Raw genomic sequence first — 23994 nt, 5'->3', positions numbered from 1 at the left:
TAGCACATATTTAAAAACTTAAAGGAGGGAATATATGTCTGGGGTTACAAAACACATTTACGAACATGAAATAAGGGATATTATTTCAATGTGGAATATACAGTTAAAATCTATTCAAGGATTATTGCCAAAAGATTATACGGATAATGATGTTGTTGATATGTTGAAATATTTTTATCCACATGAATGGGATTCAGTTGAGATCAAGTATTGGTATTACAATAAAAAGGATAAGCATTTAAAAAAGCGTTTTGGAAAGGCACGCTATAATATGGAAAAGCCGGAGAAATTATTATATTCTTCAAACAAATATAGGGAAATTTTATCTGCAGAAACACGAAAAGAATATGCTGCTAATTATTCAGAAGAAACAGTAAGTGAGTTAAAACAGAAATTATGGAATGAAAGAAAGCCAAAGATTGAAAAGATAAATCAAAAAATAGAACATGCTAAATTAAAAACGCAGCAAATGACACCCGAGTTTATCGATCAATTAATTGGATTTTATGAAAGAAAGAATGCAAGTCAAAAGGATAAAATGTATATTCTTTTAGAATTGAAGAAGTATTATAGCTCTAAAATAATACAGTTCTTTTTCAAACTGAATGATGCTGAACTCAATAAACAGCTTAGGTTGATTGCGTTTGATCATTTGCAAAGTTTTAATTATCAGCCTAGAGCACGAAAACAAAAATATATGCAAGTACATACAAGCAATAAAAAGAGAAAAGAGTATTTAAAAAAAGTATATCCTAATGAAAAATATACAATACCTGAAACTCCGATGGAACTTGAATACAGAATTGAAAATGCGAAAGAGCAAAAAATAAAAACATATGATTTTTTTATTTCGCATAGCTATAAGGATTATGTCGTAGTGCAAAAATTAATTTCATTTGAAAATAAACATGGGAAGAATATTTTTTGTGATTGGATAAATGATTCAGATTATTTGAAACGAGAATTATTATGCAATGCCACATTAAAAGTTTTGGAAAAAAGATTAGAGCAATCTAAGAGCTTGTTATTTGTAGACTCCGACAATTCGAGACAATCAGATTGGTGTAAATATGAGTTAAACTATTTTAAGGCACTAGGAAAACCGATGTATATTATTAACAAAGAAGATATTGAAGAAAATAAATTTATATGTAAATCTTTTGTAGATGAGTGGTATTTGGATTCTAATTATAAAATTAATATTGCCAAAAAATTGCCAAAAACTAGCCACAAGATAAATTAGGAGTGAGAGATGACGCAAGAGAGAATGAAATTTTTAGAATTTATCCAAAATACAATTTCAAGAATGAATACAAATTCCTCGCAAATAAAAACAATGTGTATCACTATAATATCCGCTCTTTTTGCTGTGTATGCATCAAGTCAAAATAAACAAATGATTCTTATTGCTTTTATTCCTCTATTCCTTTGTTGTCTGCTAGATATGTATTACCTTTGGCAAGAGAGAAAATTTAGAGATTTTTATGCTGAAGCAATCAAAGAGCAAAGCATAATTCAAGACTTTGATTTTAGCAGTTTTAAAAATTATCAAAAAGGATTTTTATCCTATATGAAAGTATTTTTTTCTCATTCTATTTGGCTTTTTTATGGATTGGTAGGAATTTGTAGTTTTATTTTATGGAGTGTTTTATGAAAAAAGTCTTTTTTAGTTTTCACTATGACTTAGATAGTTGGAGAGTGCAACAAATACGCAATATGGGTGTTGTTGAGGGACAAAGGGTTTGCAATACTAATGATTGGGAACAAATTAAAAAAAGTGGGGATAAATCTATTCAAAATTGGATAGATAAACAAATGAAAGGTTGCGATTGTGTAATAGTGCTAATAGGTGAGAAAACACATACAAGACAATGGGTGAAATATGAAGTTAAAAGAGCTAAAGAGTTAGGGATTCCTATTTTTGGAATCTTTATTCACAATCTAAAAGATAGAAAGCACCAAACAACGAAAAAAGGGCAAAATGTCTTTGATATTCATTGTTATGAACCAAATTCAAAAGGTGCGTATCAAGATATTAGGAATAATTTAGAATCTTGGATAAATAAAAACATAACTGAAAGTAAAGGCAAAAAAATAAAATTGCAAAAATATACAACCAAACCTAAAAGCCTATTTCCATTTTTTAATTTTTTTGGAATCTTAGTGATTATCTTGATTTTTTTGGGTATTTTCAAAAATATTAAACTTTTAAGAATGGAGAGATAATGAATTGTTTTCTTAAATCAAGCATAGAGCTTGCAAATCAAAAAGATTATTTAGACCAGCTTTTTAGAGTATATCCTATGAGTCCAGACAATATAAGAGAAATAGATTCTATCAAATGGGATAGGTTTGAAAAAGCCTTTAGTGTCAATGAGCAAGAAAAAATTATAGAATCCTTGCTTGATTTTGATTTGTTTCCTATTAAGGATTCTTATATCGCCTATCTAAGGCGCGACAAAAGTGCAATCAAAAGGAATCCTGCAACGATAGCAAGAATTTGTGGGAGATTAAAAGAAATGGGATTAAACAAAATTTATGAAAATCTCTCACAACCAAAAGAAACGAATCGCCAAATAGGACCGCTTTTTAAGCGTTGGGTGAATAGTGGAATTTTAGGAATCCAGCCTGTTAGCCTAGAAGTATTTAAAAATACTAACGAAAATGCTATTTTAAACGCTTCAGATTCAGCTATGCAAGAATTTGCAAAAGAACATTTGGGCTATACTCGTTTAAAAGGTTTAGATTTTATTGCGAGGTTCAATGGAAAAATGATTCTTGGAGAAGCAAAATTTTTAAGTGATTTTGGAGGACATCAAAATGCTCAACTTGAAGATGCGATAAGCTTACTTAACACTTCTTTAACTCCAAATATTATCAAAGTAGCAATTTTAGACGGAGTATGTTATATTCAAGGCAAAAACAAAATGTTTGAAACACTCACAAAAGGCTACCAAAATCATAATATTTTATCCGCATTACTTTTAAGAGATTTTCTTTATCAGGTATAGCAATGTTTCATCTTTTTAACTCTTTTCAATCCCCGCAAGATTTTCTCAAACTCCCATTGAGCAGAGAATTACAAGGGAATTACAATCAAGAAAATTTACTTATTTTTGATGATAACCTTAATGCTATGCAAAATCTCTTGCAAAATAAAGATTTTAATCATAAAAAGACTTTTAAAAATAGTGTAGATTTAGTCTATATTGACCCTCCTTTTGCTACCAATAATATCTTTAGACTGGGAAGCACGATGAGTGCGAGTTTGGATTCAAAAGTTGCCTATAAAGATAAATTTAATTTGGAATCTTATTTGGAATTTCTCTACTATCGCTTAATCTTAATCAAAGAATTAATGAGTGAAAAGGGAAGTTTATATTTACACATTGATGATAAGGTGGGGCATTATGTCAAAATCCTCTGTGATGAGATTTTTGGCAGAGAGCATTTTATTAGTGATATTGTGCGTATTAAATGCAATCCCAAAAACTTTAAACGCAGAGCTTATGGAAATATCAAAGATAGAATCTTATTTTATGTAAAAAGCAATCAATATATTTGGAATGAAATTTATGAGGAAATCACAAAAACTGATTTACATAAACGATTTAAAAAACAAGATGATAAGGGCTTTTATACTACGATTCCGCTTCACGCACCAGGAGTTACGCAAAATGGTGAGAGTGGTCAAGAGTGGAATGGTTTAAAACCACCTCTTGGTAGGCATTGGCGTTGCTCTTTAAGTGAGTTAGATAGGCTAGAAAAAGCAGGATTGATTGAATGGAGCAAAAATGGAGTGCCCAGAAAAAAGGTGTATGCGCAAGATTCTAAGGGTAAAAAGATTCAGGATATTTGGGAGTTTAAAGACACACAAAATCCTATTTATCCTACACAGAAAAATAATGCAATGTTAAAAAGAATTATTCAAATGTCCTCTAATGTGGATTCCTTAGTAATGGATTGCTTTTGTGGAAGTGGTGGATTTTTGAGAGAATCATTCTTGCTTGGGCGAAACTTCATTGGCATTGATGAGAGCAAAGAAGCAATGAAAATTAACCAAAAATGGATAGAAGAATTTAATCAACAAAATCTTTGTAAATGTGAGTATGGTTTTTTAAAAGATATATGAGAAAATGTGATAGATTCTAAGGATAAGTATTCTTGAATCGCATAGCATAAATGAATTTAAAAGTATAAAATATGATATAGATAGCATTTTTCAAGATTTTAAATAGCTATTACTGCATAAAAATAGCATAAAATCAAAGATTTGCTTTGATGATAAAGAATATCCAATCAATCTTAAAAAAGGTAACAATATTTTTAATGAGTTTGATAGAATTTTAAAGCTAATTAATGAGGATAGAGCTATCAAATAAACCACTTCCTAAACCAAAGCATAGAGCTTACAAATCACCTATATTACCTATTTTAAAAGTATTAGCACCGCTTAACTTACCCGGATAAATCACAAATCCATTGTTTCAAATATTCATACATACTCTTAAAAGTAAAATCTTTGAAATTAGGATAGCAAAAAGTTCGACTAAGATAGACAAAATACTCACTTTCAGGAGCAATGTTAAGCATAGCCACAAAAAAACAAAGCAAATTTAGCGTAAAAAAGCAAAAATACAATCTATATAAAGCTTACGTTTGACAAAACCACTTAGCCACATAGCTAGCAAAGAGCTAAGCAAAGTTGTTATAAAAGTGCCTAAAAAGAGCCATTTTAGCTCCTCACTTCCACCTTCTAAACCCAAAGCATCTCTAATAGGGCGTAAAATTCCATAACTTGCAAAGAGTAAAAACATAAATAAAAATGAATATAAAAGCAAGAAAAACTCGCCCTTTTGTAAATTTAGAATCCTATATAAAAAGTTTTGTGCTACCATTTTTTATTTCTTATTTATTTTTTATGTAATTAAAAAACTAGACACTTAGTGTCTATCAAGAGCAAATTCAAAGAATTTATAATTTTTTTTGAGTTTTTGCCCTTTTTCTTGCTAGCTTTTTAATCCCTAAAGCTTGATAATGTCATATTCTTTACTATTAAACCACTTTATCCTTTGAGTATCTTGAGGATCATAAAACAAACTTTTACCCTTATCAAGCCTAGCAATGGCTGTTTTATCGCTCTCATTAAGCTTAAAGTCAAATATGCTGATATTTTCTACCATTCTTTCTTTTCGCGTCGTTTTTGGCATAACGATGATATCTTGCTCTATAAGCCATCTTAGCACCACTTGAGCTACGCTTTTATTATGTTTTTTAGCGATTTTTGCTAGTTCAGCATTATCAAGCACGCCCTCGCGTCCCCTTCCAAAGCTCGACCAAGAAACAAGCTTTACGCTGTATTCCTAACCTGCTTTTTGCAAGGCTGTGCGTCGATATAAGGGATGAAACTCAGCTTGATTAATAGCTGCTTTATCTCATTGTTGATACAAAATCCACAAGGCGATCTGCTGTGAAATTACACACTCCAAGGGCTTTTATCATGCCTTCTTTTTGCAATTTGCTCATTATCCTCCAAGCTGCATAAGTATCATTTACAGGCCAGTGCAGTAAAAAAAAGATCAACATAATCAGTTTGCAATCTTTTTAAAGAATCCTCAAATGCTTTTAGCGTATCTTTTTTATTTGCAAAGCGTGGCAGAAGCTTTGTTGTGATGAAAATTTCCTCTCTTTTTATCCCACTTGCCCTAACTCCAGCTTCCAAGCCTTCTTCACTACCATATCTTTGTGCTGTATCAAAGTGGCGATATCCCACTTCTAAGGCAGAATCTACGCTAGTTTGCACTTCTTTTGAATCTTTCATGTTAAAGGTATTAAAACCCACCATAGGCATTTTACGCCGTTATTTAAAGTAGTAAAAGGCACAGCATTGGCTAAATTTGAAGCTGTGTTAGAGCCTGCAGTAAAAAGCGAGTGAGCCAAGCCTAAGACGCCAAAGCTTGCTATGCCAAGTTTAGCTGAGTTTTTCAAACACTCTCTTCTTTTGTTGTTTGAAATACTTTCATTTTGTGAGTTCATACTCTTTTCCTTTATTTTAAGTAAATTTTAATTTTTAATCAAAATAACAAAAAATAAATTATAAAGGATGAGAGCGGCTCTCAGTCAAGAGCAAACTCAAAGAATTTGTAAATTTTTTTCAAAAAAAGTTTTAAGGCAAGGCTTGTAAAAATCTATTTACTCTTGAACTGTGTTTTTGTTATGCTTTTTGGCAGTTTTGCTTTTATTCCTTATATCACTTCGGCGGGTTAGATTCTATGGATGAGTTGTAAAACATATAGTTTATGTTTGCATTTTTATTTACTTTCCAAGAATCTAGATTTTGTTTAAAAGATTTTGCATGATAAAACATAGAGTCCATATCTGTTGCATTACTCACATCCCAAGTCTCAATCCCACTAAAATCTTTTCGCTTGCCAGCGGTATTTTTACAAGTTTGCATATGTGGTGCAAATTCATCACACCAGTAGTCAAACATATTAGCAAACAAAAAGCTCATATCGGTGATTTTGCTTGTATCAATAGAATCTAGCTTTATATTTTCATCTCTTAAAAGTTGCACTAATTCATCACGATTTTGTGGGTGGTAAATATGCTTTGATTTGTCAGTCAAAGGATTTGTATTTGCTAAACAAATATTTAAGCTAAACACCATTGTTCCAATTTAGTCTTGGCATTATACTTCAAAAGCTGCTTTTAAAAATCTGTTTGTAAAGATTCTTCACCTGCTTTGCAGGTTTACAATGACAAGGGAAATTAGATTCTATAAATATTCATGTTTGTAAGTGCAGGTGTGTAATGCTAGTGCAATGTGCGAACTCACCTTTTTTGTCATATTGAGCGAAACGAAGTGAAGCGAAACATCTTTACAGAATCTAAATTGCCTTGTCATGTCTTGGGCGTAAGCCGAAGAATCTTTTTTAAGCGTCATTGCGAGCCGATAGGCGAAGCAATCTATAAACAAACGTGAAAATTTTACTAAAAATTATTAGATAATTTTATAGAATCTAAATAACACAAACAAAGATTATTCAGTCGTTTCACTTCTTTAGAATGACAAAAAAGGTAAAGACGTGCAAAGATAATAACGTCTTATTAGGCATAAAGCAATTCACAGATTCCTTAGTCATTGCAACGTTTGGAAGTAATCCATAAAACATAGATTGCAACGCTGCACTTCGTTATGCTCGCAATGACTCTAAGAATCCACGAAGATGCCATAATGACGACAACATACTTTGGTTATCCTTGTCTAAGGTTGCCTGCGGCACATAGCCACAGAATCTCAATTACTTAACTAATGTTAATGACAGATAGCCCGTGTTTTATTACAATCACATTCATTTTTTTACAAAGGAACAATATGCAACTTGACAACAAAACAATTGAGATTGTGAAATCTACCGTGCCGATTCTTAGGGCGAGGGGAGAGGAAATTACAAAGGCATTTTATGCGGATATGTTTGAACGTTATCCAAGTGTTAAAGGTATGTTTGACATGGAAAAGCAAAAAAATGGCAAGCAACCAAAGGCATTGGCACTTGCAATTCTCAATGCAGCAGAGAATATTGAGAATCTTGAAGCTATTCGCAAACAAATAACAAATATTGGTAATGTTCATGTTAAGCTAAATGTAAAACCTAAGCATTATCCAATTGTTGGTGAATGTTTATTAAAAGCCCTTACAACTGTGCTAAAAGATGCCGCAACTCCTGATATATTAGAGGCTTGGGACAAGGCTTATAATGCCATTGCTGCTTTTTATATTGAGGTTGAAAAAGGGCTATATGAAAAGAATAGTTAAAGTTTAATGCAAGTTCACTCATACAATTTCAGGTGGATTAAAAATGTGCGGCAGCAGCCAATTAAGGCTTATTCCGCACGATACAACAAGATAGCGCGTTGTTGAAGTCGATAGATTGCCTAAATGCACGGGATTATGCGTAATTGATGTATCTTTTAGCACGATATTTGGCATAAGCTCATAGATTCCGCCAGCAAAAGGCAGGAAAACCCCTTGATTATGGGCATATAAGCCATTTAAAAGATATGGAATGCGCACCTGCCCGCCATGTGTATGCCCAGCAAACACGACATCAACAGGAAGCCTCGCAAATTCATCAACAAATTCTGGGTGATGAGTAAGCAATAATGTTCGCTCTATTGCCGCAGAATCCACGATTATAGGCGCAAGCCAGCGGATTTTTGGATTTATTTTGTCATTACATTTTTGCTTGGTTAGCGATTTTTCAAGCTGATTTTTCCATTTTTTACGCCCATTTTCACAGGGTCGTCAACTCCAACAATGCGCAGATTCCACTTATTGATACGCACGCAAACATTGGGCAAATTCGCATCCAAAACAAGCACTCCATGCGTTTGCATAAGCTGCTTGATAGCGGCTATATCGCCCCAAAACTCGTGATTCCCCGCTACAAAAAAACGCGGCAAATCAGCAAACTCCGCATTAAGCGATTCTAATAGCTTGATAGCCCCATCTATCGGTACTTCATCATCAACAATATCACACAACAAAAAAATAGCATCGAGTTCATCGCGCATTTTGGCTGCTTTCAGCTTTTCAAGAAGGTTTTGAAGATAAAATGTGCCAGAATGAATATCGCTTAAAAGCACAATATGCACGGGCTTTTTTGCCAAATCTTGTCCGAAATCAAGAGTATAAAATCGTTCCACAATCGGCGCGTATAGTCCTATAGCAACGATAACAACGGCTATGCAGACAATGATTTTTTTCATACGCACCCCTTTAAATGCTGTAGAGACTTTTATGGATACAAATATCACAAAAGCTTACAAACAAATGAAAAATAGTTTTTCAGAGGGCTATTACCTCCCACAAGATATTGAGGCTATGAAAAATATCACACAAACATTTGATGATGAGGAAAGTGAAATCTATGGATATAAAACTTTGAAGGTGCAGTGGGAAAATACAAAAGAGGTAAAAATCAGCCTAGAGGCTTTTGATAATGGGGAGAGAATTTGCATTTACAGAAGCTATTACATATCTTTAAAGCAAATAGATACAAATGTAGCAAGCATTATAGAATCTAAAATGCTTTATCCACAAGATTTACAAACATATATACAAAATGCTTGCGCTTGCAACTATTTTCGCGGTGAATATAGATATAATGAGGCGAGAGAAAAAGAGCTTAGCCAAAAATTAGAACAATATTGTAAGCCACTTTCGCAAGATTACAAAATCTTGCAAGAAAAATATAATAATCAGCCAAAAATGCAAAAGATTTTGGAGAGGACAAATGAGCTGTGAAAATAAACCTAAGGCTACTATATCAGGTGGAGCAGTATTTGGGGGCGGACTACTTGGGGGAAGTGCAGGAGGTGCAGTTGGCTATGCTGTTTGTCCTTTTACAGGCTGGTTTTTTGTTGATTACATCTATTCTCCTTGTGTAAAAAGTTGTTTTAAAAATGCAATTATACAGCATGAGGTTTTGTGTCTGTCAAAAAAAGAGGAGTTTTAGAATGTTTATATAAGATATAAGATGAGATTTTAGATTCTATTGCAGAATCTAGCTTAATTAAGCTAAAATTAGGCTACTTCTCTAGCATTTTTTGCATATTTTCTAGTGCTAGTGGAAAAGTTTTAAATCCATCAGTTTCCATAAAATGCCCACCTTGTTTAGCCTGTATAAATTCTGCACCTAGATTTTTTGCAAGCTCTTTGCTAAGTTCTGTTGGCACGATTTCATCATCTTTAGCACTAAGCACGATTTTTTGTTTGATATTTTTTTGAAGTTTTTTGTAATCTAAAGGCTCTTTTACAAAAGGATCAAGGCTAGGTAAAATACTCAAAGGTTTATCAAAGCCGCTTACAAGAAGCACTCCACCGACTTTTTTAGAATCTAGTCCCTCTAAATAGCGTAAAGTTGTAATACAACCCAAAGAATGCCCAATAAAAAATGTATTTTCATCTATTTTATTAATTTGATCACTCAAAGCATTTATCCAAGATTCTAGTGTAGGATTGTTTGCATTTGGTAGGTTCAAAATATCTACACTTACATTATTATCTTTTTCAAGTTCATTTTTTAGCCATACAAACCAATGTTTCTGTGGGTGTGCATCATAGCCATGAATGATATAAACTTTTTGCATATTTTGCTCCTTTTTAAATCTATCGCGTTTAGATGTAAAAAGCCCAAAACGCACAATATAGACAATATAATCTTTTTCATTTAATTAACCATTCAAACTTAAAAAGTGTGTAATTATAACAAACTTTATTATTGCTTAACTTATGCTTTGTGCCTTTTAAAACCTTATCTTTCTTAAGCCAAATAAATCATACACAAGAAGCAAGTCTTTTAAAATTGTATTGTAGAGTTGATGGGCTTAGCTGTAGTAGGGAAGTGCTAGACTTGCAAACTCACAATATATTAGCTTTGTTTAAGAAAGCATTAGCTTACAAATACATTTTTTATTTTTTTATAAACAAATCTTACAGGTTTATAGATACCAAGTTTATGCAGTCCTTTTTCTATGATATCTCTTTTATATGAATAAAATGCCTTATATGTATTTTTTGTGATTCTAGAATCTAGATTTATATCTTTTATTAATTTTGGTAGAAAATCATTTACCAATTCTTGATTTTGCCATAATCTATCAGTGCCACAATGCTCACCTCTACCATCATGTCCTCTATTTACAGATAGTGGTTTTATAGGATAGATTGTGTATTTATCTTTTTTAAACATATTGTAGCAGATGATAACATCTCCATATTTTTTACCCTTTTTTAGCATATCCTCTAGGATTGCAAGCATGTGCCTTGAAATAGAATTAAATCTTTCTACTTCTTTTTTATCATTTAAAAAATCTTGTATATCATTTATCTCAAAATCTATACTCTCAAATCTATCTTTCCAGATTCCAACTCCCCAAGGAGAATACATCTGTAACATATATACATCATATGGATAGTCTTTGGGTGCGATTTTTTTATAATGAGTATGTGATGCAATAGACATGATCCTTTTATCATCTTTATAAAAGTCTAGAGCATTATTCATGTATTCTAAAAATTTATTAGATACCAAAATATCATCTTCAAAAACAATAAGTTTGTCATATTTTTTAAAAATATATCTTATAGCATCATTTATAGAATCAAAACTACCTTTATTTTGTTCCCAAAAGATTCCCTCAACACTTTTAAAATAGCCCTTGTCTTTTAAGCTAGTGATATATTCTCTTACTTGTTTTATTATTTCTTTATGTTCTTCTTTATAAGCATTATCTGATACTATATATAGATTTGTCTCCTTTGCTAGCTGCCCCCCCCTACTTAGATAATTAATCGCATTTTGCAAACAATCTAATCTATCATATACTGTGATTAAAACTGGTGCTAAATTAGCCATAAAAAATATCCTATAAATTTTCTAATTTTGCACAATTATAACACATAAAAATTTATTATTTTAGATTATCTCCACCTATGTAGTAATATTCAAAATCATTCATATTTATATTATGAAATATATTTCTTCCATCAAAAATGATATTAGTTTGCTTTTGTATTTTTTTAAAATCTGGATTTTTAAATTCATTCCATTCAGTTATTATGATAAGTGCATTAGCATTATTTAGTGCATCATATTTATTATTAAAATATTTAATATTTGGAAATATATTTTTCATATTATCCATAGCCTCTGGATCATAACACTGCACAAAAGCACCATAAGAAAGAAGTTTTGAGATGATATTTATACTAGGAGATTCTCTAATATCATCTGTTTCTGGCTTAAAGCTAAGTCCCCATATGCAAAAAGTCATATTTTTTAAATCTTTAAATCTATTTAATATCTTATCTACTAATATATTTTTTTGATTTTCATTTACTAGCTCTATTGCATCTAGTATTTTTGTCTCAATATTGTATTTTTTTGCTATAAATCTTAGTGCTTTTATATCTTTTGGGAAACAGCTTCCACCATATCCACAACTTGGATATATAAAGCTATATCCCACTCTAGAATCTGCACCTACTCCAATTCTTACATCATTGATATTTGCACCAACTTTCTCTGCAATTTGACTCATTTCATTTATAAAGCTGATTTTTGTAGCAAGTATCGCATTTGAAACATATTTTGTCATTTCAGCAGATTCTGCACTCATAGTAATTATTCTATTATTTCTTGCAAATAATGGAGCATATACGCTTTTAATAGAATCTATAGCAGATTTTTTTACACCACCAATTATGATTCTATCTGGAGACATAAAATCTTTTATAGCCGAACCTTCTTTTAGAAATTCTGGATTTGATATGACATCAAATTTAATATTTTTATCTCTTAGATTTTCTTTTATGATATTTTCAACGAGTTTTGTGCTACCAACAGGCATTGTAGATTTATTTACAATGATTTTATAATCTTGTATACTGCTTCCTATATCTTTTGCAACAGCTTTTACAAAGTCCATATTTGCATCGCCATTATCTTGTTGAGGTGTCCCAACTGCAATAAAAATAATACTAGAATCTCTATATGCTTTTTTAAAATCTGTGCTAAAAGTAATATTTTCTTTATTTTTTTGTATTAATTCTTTTAGACCAGGCTCATATATTGGTATCTGCCCCCCCCCTAATAGCATTAATTTTTACTTCATCATTATCTAGTAATATGACTTTATGTCCTATATCACTTAAGCAAGCACCTGCTACAAGCCCTACATATCCGCTTCCTACTATTGTAATATTCATAAAATTCCTTAAAATATAAGTTTATAATGTTAGCAAATTACTGCATCTAATCTATTATTAATTTGACTTTATCAATCTTTTAGAATCTTTTTAGTTGTTATATAAATAAAATCATTATTTTTCACTAAAAACTCCTTAAAGATTACAAATCTAAAGTTTTTTTAAAATATTGTATAGTTTTTAATAAACCCTCTTTTAGCTCGGTTTTTGGCTCAAAATTTAGTTCCTTTTTTGCTAGGCTAATATCTGGTTTTCTTTGTTTTGGATCATCTTGTGGAAGTGGTTTGAATATGAGTTTAGATTTTGATTTTGTAAGTTCTAATATATTTTGTGCTAATTCTAGTATGCTAAATTCATTTGGATTGCCTATATTTATAGGTCCATAGAATCCATCTTTACTATTCATCAAAGCTATCATTCCATCAATCAAATCATCTACATAACAAAAACTTCTACTTTGGCTTCCATCTCCATAAATTGTAATATCCTCACCCTTTAGTGCTTGTATGATAAAATTACTTACTACGCGTCCATCATTTGGGTGCATACGCGGTCCATAAGTATTAAAAATACGCATAACTTTTATATTTACATTATGTTGCCTTTGATAATCAAAAAATAGCGTTTCTGCACATCTTTTGCCCTCATCATAGCATGCACGAATGCCTATAGGATTCACACAGCCTCTATAAGATTCAATTTGTGGGTGAATCTCTGGGTCGCCATAAACTTCACTTGTGCTTGCTTGAAGTATCTTTGCTTTTGTTCTTTTTGCAAGCCCTAGCATGTTTATTGCTCCCATTACAGAAGTTTTAGTCGTTTGCACAGGGTCAAATTGATAATGGATAGGACTTGCAGGGCAAGCAAGATTGTATATCTCATCGATTTCTACATATAAAGGAAAGGTTACATCATGACGCATAAATTCAAAATTTGGATTGCTAAGTAAATGTAAAATATTTTGTCTTGTGCCAGTAAAGAGATTATCAACACATAATATTTCATCTCCATTTTGCAATAATTTCTCACATAAATGCGAACCTAAAAATCCCGCACCACCTGTAACTAGAATCTTCATAAATATTTAATCTCCATTTGGTATTGCAAGTAGGTATATTTCATCGCTTGGGTGAAATATCGATAGCTTTATTATCCTAAAATTATATCCTAAATTAAGATTTTCCAAAAAAATCTTAGCTCCAAAAAATTGCTCAACATTGTGATAAATAGAAATTGCAAGGATCGGCTTGTGATTTATAATCGTATTTGTCGCTCCATTTAGTGCCATCATCTCGCTTCCTTCAATATCCATTTTGATAAATCCTATTTTTTGAGATCCCCCCCCCCATAAATCTTTGATAATATTATCAATGCTATTAATACTATCTATCATTTTATTTAGTGGCAAGACATTTTTTAGATTAAATTTTTTGATATTTTCACTCAATGCTAAAAAATTATTTTTATCTGCTTCGATAGAAATAATTTGCTTTGGATTGTATAAACTAAAAATATATGCAGAATCTCCATTGTAAGCACCTACATCTAAAATAACATTATTTGTTATGAAATTGTCTATATTGTTTTTATTTAAAAATTTTATTCCATTATGAAAAAAGTAGGTCTCACTTGTAAAATAATGATATTTAAAAGGATATTTTTCATAAGTTTTCTCTCTCAATATTTTTTCTTGCAAGCTTAATTCATATTCACTAAATAATGTATTTTTATGAATTAAAATCTTTTGATTTTTTCGTGGTATTAAAAAGATTAATCGTTCCAATACCAAATCAATGACTTTTTTAGAATCTTCAGGCAAATTTGCTTTTAGTCTTTTTAAATTTTGATTTATATCGCATTTAAAGATAGAATCTTTAAAGCTATCACTCCAATAATAGCCAATATCAACATAATCATCAAATTTATTTAGTCCTAAAAATTTTTTTATGATTTTCTTTATAATTTTTTTCATTTTTATCCTTTTAGGATTCTGGCAATTAGCATTAGTTTTCTAAAAAATGAAAATGGCGTATAAAGTGTGATTTTTATATATTTCCATTTTTCTTTATTTGATAGAAATTCAAGATACAGGCTTGAAGTAGAGAAGTATATTTTGTTTTTATTGATTAAAAATCTAAAAAGTCGTTCAATACTAATTTCTCTTTTGAAAAGATAATTAAAATCAAAGTTTTTGCCATAGTGATTATTTTGTCCATGGATTCTATATTTGATACCATAAAAATCTAGATTATATATATTTGCACATACAAGAGATGCGCCCCATATTATGCAGTCATCAGCGCGGATTCTCCATTCATTTTCAAATGGAAGTGGCAGAATCTTATCTAATATCTCTTTTTTGATACTAATTGTCGATGTAGATGTCCCTAAATAATCTTTAAGAAAATATGCCCTATATAATCCAAATCCAATAATGCCGCTTTTATATTCATTTGTGATTTTTTCAATATTTCCATTTTGATAAATATTTTCTTGTTGGCAAAACATAAAATCGATTTGTGGATTTTGTATGTATGTATTTATGCAAGTTTGTATATAATTTTCATTCATCAAATCATCAGCATCTAGAAAAAATACTATTTTAGTATCATTGTCTATTGCTTCAAACCCTGCATTAAATGCACTTAGCTGACCACCATTTTGTTTATTAATAATTTTTATATCTTTTATAGATTCTATAATTTTTAGTGAATTATCACTGCTACCATCATTTACAACGATGATTTCGATATTTTGATAATTTTGTTTTTTTACAGATTCTATGCAAGGAATGATAAAGTTCTCATAATTAAAAAGATTTATTAGAACGCTTACTTTTGGCATTTGCATCACAAATCCTTATTTTATGCGACTAATTTCATCTTTGCTAAAAAACCATTCCCATTCTTCTTTTTCAATGACTTTAAGTTGATCTTTTAAGTAGAATCTAGGGTTGCTTTGCTTTCCATTTGCAATTTTTATAGGTTTGATTGCATTGCTACCAAATTCATCGATAAAATCACATGCAAATCCATCGCATATTTCTTTAATATCGCAAGATTGGCATTTTTGATGGTGAATTTTTGATTTGTTTAACTGCTCTAAGACTTCTTTTTGCTCAAAATAAAAATGTTCTATTTTGCTAAATCCACTTCTAAAATATGTATCTGGTGTATAGAATCTCATTTTTTCTAAAATTGGCTTTTGGTATGCAGGGATTGGTGCATATTTTGGAGAAAAAGTGATAAATGGCTTTATAAATTTTGCAAACCATATAAATTTTTCTCTCAAATTTCCACGATAAATTTTGTGTAATTTAAATCTTGATAGATAATATATCGTGCGTCTTTTTTCAATATCTTCTTTTGCTCTTCTTTGATTTGGTCTATCAATCCACAGCCTTGAGCTTGATTCCCATTCATGATTGTCATATAACATTTGAGTGCTATTTTGGATGTTTTTGCGATATTTTTCATTTACTACGCAAAATGGTAAGAATCTAAGATTTACTTCAATATGATTAGATTCTAGCTTATCAATTAGGGGTTCTAGTTTTTGAGCGATAATATCATAATATGGAATCTTATATTTATCTCTTAGCATTTTTTGATCGCCAGTATTATTATAACCTATGAAATTCACAGCCCTTGCATTGTAATCTAGAGCTATTTGTGTGATTTTTTCGAGATCATTTATAATTTCATTGGATAAGACGGCATTTACTCGTATTGGAATCTCTAAATTTGCTAGATTTTCTAAGGCTTGCATTTGTTTATTAAATGCACCATTTTTGCCAACTACCTTATCATAAGTCTCTCCTACACCTTGAAGTGAGACCAAGAAATCATAAATCCCAGCATCTTTAAACTTCTTTGCGTGATTGACATTTGCAAGAGAAATCAGATTTGTTATGAGAGTTGGTTTTAGCCCAATTTTATTGCAATATTCTATAAGTTCAAAAATATGTGGATATATGGTAGGTTCGCCGCCTTGTATGTCAATACTATTTAATCCATAATCATCTACAAAAATTTTACAAATCTCTTTTGCTTTTGTGAGTGTGAAAAATGGATGTTCTGGGTGGCTTTTATCTTCTATCCTTTCTTTGAAATAGCAAAAATAACAATTAAGATTGCAAGTTTGTCCAAGCCAAATCACTCCGCGTCTTGTAGGAAGCTTTTTGTTTGTAAGGACAAAATCATTATTGATATTTTTTATTATTATATTATTTTGGGAATCCTTTCTGCCCCCCCCCATTGACTATTTCATTCATTCTTTATTCCTTTTTATATTTAAATTTTGCCATTCTATATAATTTATTTTTAAAAAAATATTATTGATATTAAATAATATCGTGATGAATTGCTGATATAGAATAATTTGGCTGTCTATCTAGTGGCTTGAAAGCAAAATTTCTACTTAAAAATATTGATGTTGTCCATGTATAGCAATTTATCGCACCAAATCCAGAAAAATCAATTTGTATAAAATCATTTTCTCGCAAAAATTTTGCGATTCCATTATACCAATCAGCATTATCTAGTATCACCATGACACCATCTTTTGATTGTGTATTTAAAATATCTAGCACCACTTTTGCACATAGCATTCTTGTATCTTTACCAAAAATCCCACCACCATCAATAATTGCTATGTCAAATTTTTTATTTAAAGTAAGTGGAAATTTTGCATAATCATCATTTGGATTTGTATTTATTGCAGTCTTTAGATGTAAGTGATTGTTTGGTTTCATTTGTGATTTTATTGTATCAAACCACTCTTTGTCACTTTCAATTGTAGTTACTTCTTTTGCCCTTGCACTCCAGTATAAAGACGAGCTACCCCCCCCCATTCAAGAACTAATTTTTCTCTTAAATCTAGTGCATTTAGATATTCTAAAGTTGGATAGGTATACCACGCAATTGGATTATTGTTTTTATCTATACTTTTCCATTCTTTCATGCTTTGGAGTTGATTGTATTCTTTTATTAGTGTTTTTATATTTAGATATTGCCATTTGTATGGGTAATATTTATCTAGCAATGATTTTGGAATTAGTTTTTTTATAATTTGCTTCATTTATCAATCCTTTGTTTTTCTTTTTATTATATATCTTTTTATCTTATTTATTATTCTTTTAAATATATTTGGGCTTGCTATGATTTTATAATTTGCCATATCAAGATTCTGATTTCTTTGGATTTTATCTGGGTGATTTAGTGGAAAACATATCTCATAGATAGGCATATTTTGATATTTAGATTCTCCTGTTGTATGTGTGGCATCATCTCTATTAAATCCAATATTTTTTATCATATTATTTTTTGGATATATGCAAAGCCCGTTATTCTTCCATATGCTAAAACTCCAAGGATAATCCCAAGTATCAATCTCTCCCCTAAAATATGCACTTAATACTTTTTTGTATTCATTTTTTTCTTTTCTACTATCAAATTTGATCTTTTTAAAATCATCAATAAAATTTTTGTTTTCAAGTTCGTATTTTTTCCATGCTCTTCTCCAACTAGCCCAGCCCCAAATGTGATTATATTTTGAAAAGTAATAACTTGAATTTATAGAATCTTTTGTTTTTTTATCAAAATCAAATGCGCTCCAGCCACTCACCATAAATATTTTTTCATTATTTTTATACATTTCTAGCATTTCATCGCAGAATCTAAAAAAGCTTATGCTTGGAAAACAATCATCTTCTAGTATGATTCCATATTCTTCATTATCAAAAAACCACTCAATAGCAGAGCTTACAGCCTTTTTGCAACCAAGATTTTTGCTTAAGAATCTTGTTTTTATTTCACAATCCCACGATATATGCGAGATTAGAAACTCTCGCACTTCATCTACTTTATCTTTCTCTTTTATCCCAAATGTATCTATTTTATCTCTTGCTCCATCACTTGCTAAATATATTTTTGGTGGTTTTACTTTTGCAATTTGATTGAAAACTTCTTTTGTTGTATCAAGTCTATTGAATGTTAGGAATAAAATTGGAGATTTGCAGGCTGCCATTATGCAGCCTTTTTGGAGGTGTGAGCGTAGCTAGATTTGGCTACCCCCCCCCTATTGTATAATTTTAGAATCTTATTTTTTATTCTTGAAATTAGCGGTTTTTTTAAATTTTTGTGAAATTGCTGTATTTTATTTAGAGCGATTTTATCTTCTTTGATCTCTAATGGAAAAGAAATAGGGAATTTTTCATTTATAGCTTTTGCATTATAAATATCTTCACTACCACAATGCACACCACTTCCATCAAATCCTATTTGTTTTATATAGGATATTTTTGGTGCTAGATTTAGGGCATTAGATTTGTAACATATTAGATAATTAAAAATTGCCCAAGTTTTTATTTTGCCACTTTTATTTAATAAAAAATCATTGAAATAATTTGCATATCCTTCAAGATTTATTGCTTTTATATCTGCTTTGTTAAAATTATTTTCTACCCATTTTATATCTCTAGCATATAGATTCCATCTATCCTCCCAAGTGCCCCAGCCCCAACAATGTGGAATCCTCCAAAAATAGCAATCATCTAAATCATTAGAATCTATTGGATAGCTCCATGCATTGATACTCCATACCTTGCTTTGTTTTTCATATTTATTTAGACTTTCATTCATATAATCTAAAAATACCTTGCTTACTACGATATCATCTTCTAGTATGATTGCTTTTTTGTGAAGTTTTATGACCTTGCTAATGCCATTTATAATAGAATCTGCAAGTCCTATATTTTTATCTTGTATCACTAAATGGATATTTTTAAAATTATTAGATTTTATTTTGAAATCTTTTAGATAGCTTTGTAGCTTTTGTGATTTTGAAATCTCTTGATTTGTTGCATTATCTTTTATACCATCACAAAATATATAAAGCTCACTATTTTTTGCTAATTTGTTTTGCATGAGACTTTCTAATACTTTTTTTGTATGTTCAAGTCTATTGTATGTAAAAAGAATAATTGGTGCTAGATTCATAAAATTCCTTTGAAAAAAGTAGTTATTATATCGCATTTATCTATTATAAGATTCTTGATTTGTTTTTATGAATTTATATAAATGCAGCACAGAGCGTAAAAAATAGTATTTTAATCCTCCCATAATCTTAAAAATTCAAATTCTTTTTGTTCGATTTTTTTAGAATCTATTTTATATATGATTTTTGCAGGATTCCCAAAATAATAATTCCAAGATTTTAGCTTGCGTCCTATATTTAAGCTCATAGCACCAAGGCTTGCACCTATTTCAAATATACTCCCAGGTAGCACTAAACTATGACTTCCAATATGATTGTGACGTTTTAGTATCACTTCTTTATGTAAAACATTTCTAAAATTATCTAAAATACAAGGACCAATTAAATTGCCATTATAAAAATCATCGCTACTTGCATAAATTTTTGCATATGAGCTCATTCCACAAAAATCACAAAAACAACACCACTTTCCCCGCCTATAATACTTGCATAGTTTGCAATATGGACAAAATTCCCTATAGTAATCTTTCCACTTAAAATCGCAAAATCATCTATTCTGATATTATTTTTTAGTGTTATTTTTTCTGGTGAATAGATTCTTGCAAATTTGCTTATTAATACATTATCTCCAATTTCTCTAAATCCAATATTTTGCAGTTCATCATCACTATAATGACTTTTGTTTCTTTGGGATTGCATGAGATTTGTGATTATATTTAGAGGTTTTTTCATAAGATTCCTCCACCATCAATAACGATATTTTGCCCTGTTATGTATGCAGAATCTTTGCTTAATAAAAAAATAACAAGCGGAGTTATATATTCTACTTTTCCAATGCCAAGCGGATACATCATATCTATATTTGAAATATATTCTTTATCATAGACACTTTTCCAAGATTCTATCATCTCTGTTAATACAAATCCTGGTGATATTGCATTTATGCGATATTTTGGTGCAACTTCTAAGGCTATTGATTTTATGGCAGCATTGATTCCTGCTTTTGATGCAGAGTAGTTTGCAAGTCCTTTTTGTGCTTTGATACTAGCATTTGAGCTAATCCAAATAAAACTTGCTTTATTGTTGCTTTTTGGCTCTTTATCAATAGAAAAATTAAATATTTCTGCTCCATTCATAAATAGATATTTTTCTTTATTATCAATCCTAAATGCACTATTTGGATATATTAGATTCTCATATCCTTTGCCATCTGCATGCAAACTAAAATAAGAATCTTTATTTGTGTTATCACAAGAGATTAGTGTAGTGCTTCCTGCATCGCCAAAGATTGGTGCAGTATTGGAATCTAGAGGATTTACTATCTTGCTTATTGTATCGCCTACGCATAATAATACATTTCTAGCTCCATTTTGTATCATTGTATAAGATAGAAATAATCCATCATATTTTTTTAAATCACCATCATAAAATATATTTATTTGCTCTTTTAGATTTATTATCTTATTTGGGATAGTGCTAAAAATGGCTTTTATGGAGATGTTTTTAAATTTTGCTTTCATTTTATCCCTCCATTATTTGTGTAGATAAAATGAAATAAAAGAAAATTTTTAAAAAATAGAATCCCCCCCCCCATTTTTAAAGCAATATTGTTTTAGGAGATTTTTTATTTGAGATTTGTTATTAAATGCGATTACATCGATAATGCTAAGATTTTGAATAAAAGTATTTCCAAATTGATTATAAAAAAGATTAGAATCTATTTGCATAAATCTAAGTTTGATATTTTGCTTTTCAAATTCTTTTTTATCATAAAGTGAGATTCCACCAATAGAATTTATATATATGTTTGATTGCATAGCTTTACATAGTGCTATAACTTTATCTTGTGCTCTCAATTCGTGATTTATAGGTAGAGTTGATGAGATAAAAATATTTGTATCAATTTTTAAATAAATACATATTTTAAGGATTGAGTGATAAATAAAATCAAATAAATTTTCTTTTGGATATGCAAAAATAGATTCTAATAGTGGCATTAAATCATTATGATATGGTGCTTTGATATATGCAAAATGAATAGAATCTAGTAATTTTTCTTTATCAAAATTTTTTGCTAAATATCGCTCATTTATATTTAAATAATCAGAATCTTTTTGCAAGGCGATAGAAAATGCTTTTGGCTTGCCATTTTGCAAAAATTGATTTTTGCTTACAAAATATTTTTTTGAATATTGAATATTATCATATATAATAAAATTATCCACTGCATTAATTAGCTGAAAATATCCAATATATGGCAAAAAATATGGTTGCATTATAGCTAGACTTTGATTTTTAGGAGTGTATTTCATGCTACGCACTCCTTAGTGTATGATGGGAGTGGGTAGTAAATAATAAATAAGATTCTAAGATTCTTGTATGATGGGCTTCCCCCCCCCATTTTTATTTTTATTAGATTTTGCATATTTTTTATGTTTTTATGCATTGATTGAATTGAGCTAGATTTAAAAATAACTATTCCTATAGTTGCATTGCTACCGCTAAAATGGCTGATTTTATCACCAATATTGATAAATATTTGCAAAGATTGAATATTTGGCTTAAAATCCTTATCTATTTCTAAACCTTCATATATACCGCTTTTGTTTGAATGTAAAACATAGCAAGCAAAATAACCATTTAAAGTGGAGTTTTTTATCTCATCTTTTAGTTTTTGTAAGTCCATCCCAAGAGCTGCTCTAATTTGAGCATCTACTAAATCTACTCCATAGGCTAAATGAATTGTTTGAGGGATGAGATTCCCTCCATTTCTAGGACCAATTTCTAAAAAATATACTTTGTTATCTTTTATTCTAATATCAAAATTGTAGCTTCCTGTTTTTAAATCTAATAGATTTAATACTTTTTGTATTTCATCTCTTAGCATATTTTTTGTTTTTTCATCTCCAATATATGGAAAGCTCTCGCATATCGGGACAAATGGTGATTTGCTTTTTGTATTAAAATGTTCATTTGCAAAGCCACAAAATACAAGCTTACCATCTATGCTAAAACCATCACCTGCTATCTGGAATCCATCATAATTTATCCATTCCTCTAAAATGACTTTTTTACTTAGGCTGTATTGCATGGCTTTGAAGAAGTATTTTTTTAAATCATCTTTGCAATCTATCTTATAAACGCCTTTACTGCCACTTGAATCTACAGGTTTTAAGATAAGTGGAAATGCAAGATCTTGCATTTTTTCTAAGCCATCTTGTAAATCACAAAAACTAATGCCTTTTGGTGCATGAAATCCATTTTTATGTAAAAATTCTCTAAAAAGCGCCTTATTTGTTAGTATCTCTACACTCTTATAAGGCAATCCATTTAATCCTAAATGTTGTGCTACAAAGCTTGCAGTAGGTGCAGCTGGGTCGCTTGCATAAGCTAATATCCCATCGATTTTTAATCTTTTTGCAAGATTTAATACTTCTTCTTTGTTTGTTGTTGAGATATTGTGATATTCATCTGAATATTTATGCCCAGGATTGTTTTTTAAATAATCACAAGTAATGACATATAAGCCCATTTCTTTTGCTTTTAAAATAGCATGTGTTTGAAAATAGCTACCGCCTAACATTAGAAGTTTTTTCATGAAAAAGTCCCATTATTGTTTTTAAATTTGCTTAAAAATTCATTTTTTAGTTTGAGTAAATTTTTGTTTCGTTCAGCTATTCTTTTTGCTGGATTTCCAAAGTAGATTCCAAAAGGTCTTGTAGGTCGCATAACAAGACTACTACTTCCAACTGCGACACCTTCTCTTATGTGTGCTCCAGGCATGATACAGCTCATAGAGCCTACAATGGAATTTTGTCCAATATAAAGTGGTTTAGAGTAAGTTCCTCTATATTCTTTAGGGATGCAAGCACCTGTCATAAATTCACCACTATAATCATCACTTCCACTAAATGCATGAACTCTTGGTGCAAATCCGCTAAAATCTTCCATTATGATTTCACCATCATCACTTGCAAGCAAGCTACAACCAAGGCTAATATGCACATAATCTCCTATTGTGATATGATTGCCAAGCACTACAAAATCATCTATTTTTATATTGTTTCCAAGGGAGATTCTATTTGGGCGATAAAATGTAACTTTGTCGCTTATAAGGAGATTTTTCCCATAGCTTTTTAATCCAAGTTTTGCTATTTGTTCTTCTTTAAGATAAGGCATAATTGCCTCCAAAATAAGCTTTTTTATTTGGTAAAAAACTAAAA

At 30.3% G+C, this 23994-nt stretch carries 34 protein-coding genes; 8 read left to right on the top strand and 26 right to left on the bottom strand.

Features of this window, described 5'->3' with window-relative positions:
• The first annotated feature begins 34 nt into the window (after window positions 1-34).
• From CQA42_RS02345 to CQA42_RS02325, 5 genes are read left to right on the top strand one after another with little or no spacing between them, the layout of a single operon-like run.
• Window positions 35-1243, top strand: coding sequence for a TIR domain-containing protein (locus CQA42_RS02345; protein ID WP_115583078.1), 1209 nt, complete (start codon window positions 35-37; stop codon window positions 1241-1243).
• A gap of 9 nt (window positions 1244-1252) precedes the next feature.
• On the top strand, window positions 1253-1654 hold the full coding sequence (locus tag CQA42_RS02340) for a hypothetical protein (protein WP_115583077.1): 402 nt from the start codon (window positions 1253-1255) through the stop codon (window positions 1652-1654).
• On the top strand, window positions 1651-2226 hold the full coding sequence (locus tag CQA42_RS02335; protein ID WP_115583076.1) for a TIR domain-containing protein: 576 nt from the start codon (window positions 1651-1653) through the stop codon (window positions 2224-2226). Before CQA42_RS02340 ends, CQA42_RS02335 begins: the two co-directional genes overlap by 4 nt.
• Window positions 2226-3011, top strand: coding sequence for a restriction endonuclease (locus CQA42_RS02330; protein ID WP_115583075.1), 786 nt, complete (start codon window positions 2226-2228; stop codon window positions 3009-3011). Before CQA42_RS02335 ends, CQA42_RS02330 begins: the two co-directional genes overlap by 1 nt.
• Before the next feature lie 2 nt (window positions 3012-3013).
• A complete protein-coding gene (locus CQA42_RS02325; protein WP_115583074.1) occupies window positions 3014-4132 on the top strand; it encodes a site-specific DNA-methyltransferase in 1119 nt (372 codons plus the stop codon).
• A gap of 484 nt (window positions 4133-4616) precedes the next feature.
• Here the strand turns inward: CQA42_RS02325 and CQA42_RS02320 are convergent, their stop codons facing one another.
• From CQA42_RS02320 to CQA42_RS02295, 6 genes are all read right to left on the bottom strand, one after another.
• Window positions 4617-4898: a hypothetical protein gene (locus CQA42_RS02320; RefSeq protein ID WP_115583073.1), complete on the bottom strand. Its 282-nt coding sequence runs from the start codon at window positions 4896-4898 to the stop codon at window positions 4617-4619.
• A 126-nt stretch (window positions 4899-5024) separates the two neighbouring features.
• Window positions 5025-5309 (bottom strand): aldo/keto reductase, encoded by a 285-nt coding sequence (locus tag CQA42_RS02315; protein WP_115583072.1) that lies wholly within the window; start codon window positions 5307-5309, stop codon window positions 5025-5027.
• 121 nt (window positions 5310-5430) lie between these two features.
• Entirely contained in the window at window positions 5431-5526 is a 96-nt protein-coding gene (locus tag CQA42_RS08410; RefSeq protein ID WP_258865531.1) for a hypothetical protein, read from the bottom strand.
• A gap of 22 nt (window positions 5527-5548) precedes the next feature.
• Window positions 5549-5821 (bottom strand): aldo/keto reductase, encoded by a 273-nt coding sequence (locus CQA42_RS02305; protein WP_181881460.1) that lies wholly within the window; start codon window positions 5819-5821, stop codon window positions 5549-5551.
• The gene (locus CQA42_RS02300; protein WP_115583069.1) at window positions 5818-6036 is read right to left on the bottom strand and encodes a hypothetical protein; all 219 of its coding nucleotides are present in this window, start codon (window positions 6034-6036) and stop codon (window positions 5818-5820) included. The genes CQA42_RS02305 and CQA42_RS02300 overlap by 4 nt, the downstream gene beginning before the upstream one ends.
• Before the next feature lie 214 nt (window positions 6037-6250).
• Window positions 6251-6667 (bottom strand): BspA family leucine-rich repeat surface protein, encoded by a 417-nt coding sequence (locus CQA42_RS02295; RefSeq protein ID WP_181881459.1) that lies wholly within the window; start codon window positions 6665-6667, stop codon window positions 6251-6253.
• Window positions 6668-7378: 711 nt separating this feature from the next.
• Here CQA42_RS02295 and CQA42_RS02290 point away from each other — a divergent pair.
• Window positions 7379-7819 carry a globin domain-containing protein gene (locus CQA42_RS02290; protein ID WP_115583067.1) on the top strand — a complete coding sequence of 147 codons (441 nt, stop codon included), beginning with the start codon at window positions 7379-7381 and terminating at the stop codon, window positions 7817-7819.
• A gap of 18 nt (window positions 7820-7837) precedes the next feature.
• Here CQA42_RS02290 and CQA42_RS02285 read toward each other — a convergent pair whose 3' ends face one another.
• A complete protein-coding gene (locus CQA42_RS02285) occupies window positions 7838-8194 on the bottom strand; it encodes a hypothetical protein (protein WP_115583066.1) in 357 nt (118 codons plus the stop codon).
• A 59-nt stretch (window positions 8195-8253) separates the two neighbouring features.
• A complete protein-coding gene (locus CQA42_RS02280; protein ID WP_115583065.1) occupies window positions 8254-8772 on the bottom strand; it encodes a metallophosphoesterase in 519 nt (172 codons plus the stop codon).
• 31 nt (window positions 8773-8803) lie between these two features.
• On the opposite strand from CQA42_RS02280, the gene CQA42_RS02275 reads away from it, so the two are divergent.
• On the top strand, window positions 8804-9310 hold the full coding sequence (locus CQA42_RS02275; RefSeq protein WP_258865530.1) for a hypothetical protein: 507 nt from the start codon (window positions 8804-8806) through the stop codon (window positions 9308-9310).
• Window positions 9300-9521 (top strand): hypothetical protein, encoded by a 222-nt coding sequence (locus CQA42_RS02270; RefSeq protein ID WP_115583064.1) that lies wholly within the window; start codon window positions 9300-9302, stop codon window positions 9519-9521. The genes CQA42_RS02275 and CQA42_RS02270 overlap by 11 nt, the downstream gene beginning before the upstream one ends.
• 73 nt (window positions 9522-9594) lie before the next feature.
• On the opposite strand, the gene CQA42_RS02265 is transcribed toward CQA42_RS02270, so the two are convergent.
• The 18 genes from CQA42_RS02265 to CQA42_RS02190 form a co-directional block, all read right to left on the bottom strand.
• Window positions 9595-10155, bottom strand: coding sequence for an alpha/beta hydrolase (locus CQA42_RS02265; RefSeq protein ID WP_115583063.1), 561 nt, complete (start codon window positions 10153-10155; stop codon window positions 9595-9597).
• A 302-nt stretch (window positions 10156-10457) separates the two neighbouring features.
• Window positions 10458-11423: a glycosyltransferase gene (locus tag CQA42_RS02260; protein ID WP_115583062.1), complete on the bottom strand. Its 966-nt coding sequence runs from the start codon at window positions 11421-11423 to the stop codon at window positions 10458-10460.
• 55 nt (window positions 11424-11478) lie between these two features.
• Window positions 11479-12666 (bottom strand): UDP-glucose/GDP-mannose dehydrogenase family protein, encoded by a 1188-nt coding sequence (locus CQA42_RS02255; RefSeq protein WP_309544418.1) that lies wholly within the window; start codon window positions 12664-12666, stop codon window positions 11479-11481.
• Complete coding sequence (locus CQA42_RS08515) at window positions 12632-12775, bottom strand: 2-dehydropantoate 2-reductase N-terminal domain-containing protein (RefSeq protein WP_309544417.1); 144 nt, start codon at window positions 12773-12775, stop codon at window positions 12632-12634. The genes CQA42_RS02255 and CQA42_RS08515 overlap by 35 nt, the downstream gene beginning before the upstream one ends.
• A gap of 142 nt (window positions 12776-12917) precedes the next feature.
• Complete coding sequence (locus CQA42_RS02250; protein WP_115583061.1) at window positions 12918-13853, bottom strand: UDP-glucuronic acid decarboxylase family protein; 936 nt, start codon at window positions 13851-13853, stop codon at window positions 12918-12920.
• Window positions 13854-13859: 6 nt separating this feature from the next.
• Window positions 13860-14747 (bottom strand): FkbM family methyltransferase, encoded by an 888-nt coding sequence (locus tag CQA42_RS02245; protein ID WP_115583060.1) that lies wholly within the window; start codon window positions 14745-14747, stop codon window positions 13860-13862.
• 2 nt (window positions 14748-14749) lie between these two features.
• Window positions 14750-15625, bottom strand: coding sequence for a glycosyltransferase family 2 protein (locus CQA42_RS02240; RefSeq protein WP_115583059.1), 876 nt, complete (start codon window positions 15623-15625; stop codon window positions 14750-14752).
• 9 nt (window positions 15626-15634) lie between these two features.
• Window positions 15635-17032 (bottom strand): radical SAM protein, encoded by a 1398-nt coding sequence (locus CQA42_RS02235; protein WP_258865529.1) that lies wholly within the window; start codon window positions 17030-17032, stop codon window positions 15635-15637.
• Between the two features lie 85 nt (window positions 17033-17117).
• The gene (locus tag CQA42_RS02230) at window positions 17118-17627 is read right to left on the bottom strand and encodes a hypothetical protein (RefSeq protein WP_147289248.1); all 510 of its coding nucleotides are present in this window, start codon (window positions 17625-17627) and stop codon (window positions 17118-17120) included.
• Window positions 17576-17854, bottom strand: a complete 279-nt coding sequence (locus CQA42_RS02225; protein WP_115583057.1) for a hypothetical protein — start codon at window positions 17852-17854, stop codon at window positions 17576-17578. Before CQA42_RS02225 ends, CQA42_RS02230 begins: the two co-directional genes overlap by 52 nt.
• 3 nt (window positions 17855-17857) lie before the next feature.
• Window positions 17858-18802: a methyltransferase FkbM gene (locus tag CQA42_RS02220; RefSeq protein WP_115583056.1), complete on the bottom strand. Its 945-nt coding sequence runs from the start codon at window positions 18800-18802 to the stop codon at window positions 17858-17860.
• Complete coding sequence (locus tag CQA42_RS02215; protein WP_181881458.1) at window positions 18802-19773, bottom strand: glycosyltransferase family A protein; 972 nt, start codon at window positions 19771-19773, stop codon at window positions 18802-18804. The genes CQA42_RS02220 and CQA42_RS02215 overlap by 1 nt, the downstream gene beginning before the upstream one ends.
• A gap of 110 nt (window positions 19774-19883) precedes the next feature.
• A complete protein-coding gene (locus CQA42_RS08405; protein ID WP_258865528.1) occupies window positions 19884-20210 on the bottom strand; it encodes a hypothetical protein in 327 nt (108 codons plus the stop codon).
• A complete protein-coding gene (locus tag CQA42_RS08400) occupies window positions 20207-20503 on the bottom strand; it encodes a hypothetical protein (protein WP_258865527.1) in 297 nt (98 codons plus the stop codon). Before CQA42_RS08400 ends, CQA42_RS08405 begins: the two co-directional genes overlap by 4 nt.
• Window positions 20500-21291, bottom strand: a complete 792-nt coding sequence (locus CQA42_RS02205; RefSeq protein WP_115583054.1) for an SDR family oxidoreductase — start codon at window positions 21289-21291, stop codon at window positions 20500-20502. Before CQA42_RS02205 ends, CQA42_RS08400 begins: the two co-directional genes overlap by 4 nt.
• A gap of 48 nt (window positions 21292-21339) precedes the next feature.
• On the bottom strand, window positions 21340-22083 hold the full coding sequence (locus CQA42_RS02200) for a WbqC family protein (protein ID WP_115583053.1): 744 nt from the start codon (window positions 22081-22083) through the stop codon (window positions 21340-21342).
• On the bottom strand, window positions 22080-23369 hold the full coding sequence (locus CQA42_RS02195) for an acetyl-CoA carboxylase biotin carboxylase subunit family protein (protein WP_115583052.1): 1290 nt from the start codon (window positions 23367-23369) through the stop codon (window positions 22080-22082). The genes CQA42_RS02200 and CQA42_RS02195 overlap by 4 nt, the downstream gene beginning before the upstream one ends.
• Window positions 23366-23950 (bottom strand): acyltransferase, encoded by a 585-nt coding sequence (locus tag CQA42_RS02190; RefSeq protein WP_181881457.1) that lies wholly within the window; start codon window positions 23948-23950, stop codon window positions 23366-23368. The genes CQA42_RS02195 and CQA42_RS02190 overlap by 4 nt, the downstream gene beginning before the upstream one ends.
• Window positions 23951-23994: the final 44 nt, after the last annotated feature.

Origin of the sequence: Helicobacter sp. MIT 99-5507 (assembly GCF_003364295.1) — a bacterium.
In the GTDB taxonomy this organism is placed as follows: domain Bacteria; phylum Campylobacterota; class Campylobacteria; order Campylobacterales; family Helicobacteraceae; genus NHYM01.
The sequence above is the reverse complement of the archived record's forward strand: the minus strand, read 5'-3'. Positions and strand labels throughout refer to the sequence as shown.